A 657-nucleotide genomic window follows, 5' to 3' on the forward strand; every position below is an offset into this window, starting at 1 on the left:
CCATGGAGCGGAAACCCTACAACGGCATTCGTGAAAAGGAACTCAACCAGATCAACACCGAAGAAGGCGACGCCTACGCTGCCTGCTCGGCCCCCGACTGGTTCATCAGCCAGTCGGCCTTCGCGCCCAAACGATCGGGCAACGAGGTGCGCTTTTTCACCACGGGCCAGGACTACTACCAGGACCTCGCCAGCGCCATCGACGCTGCCACCCAGTGCATCTTCATCACCGGCTGGCAGATCAACTACGACGTACTGCTCGACGGCAAGCGCAGCCTCTGGCAATGCCTGCGCCAGGCCCTGGTGCGGGTGCCCGGCCTCAAGGTCTATGTCATGCCCTGGCTCAGTCCCAGTGGCAGCCTGGGCACCTACGACTTCGAAACCCTCCTGGCCATGCTCCACCTCAATGCCGGCCTGTCGGGCGCGCCTCGAGCCTTCTGTACGCCGGCGGTGCAGCAGAGCGACATGCAGGGGCTGGGCGTAGCGTTCTCCCATCACCAGAAGTCCGTGGTGATCGACAACCGCATCGGCTACGTCGGCGGTATCGACCTGGCCTATGGTCGTCGTGACGACAACGACTTCAGCCTCGATGCCAGCACCCGGCTCGGCAACGACGCCTACAACCCCGGGCTGCCCAAGCTTGGCAGGATGGCCATGG

Annotated in this window: 1 pseudogene; it reads left to right on the forward strand. The window is 63.8% G+C overall.

Features of this window, described 5'->3' with window-relative positions:
* Positions 1-2: 2 nt before the first annotated feature.
* Positions 3-657 (forward strand): annotated as a pseudogene (locus ACFW0B_RS25895) (phospholipase); the annotation flags it as partial.

It is taken from the genome of Metapseudomonas phytobenefica, assembly GCF_043392685.1.
In the GTDB taxonomy this organism is placed as follows: domain Bacteria; phylum Pseudomonadota; class Gammaproteobacteria; order Pseudomonadales; family Pseudomonadaceae; genus Metapseudomonas.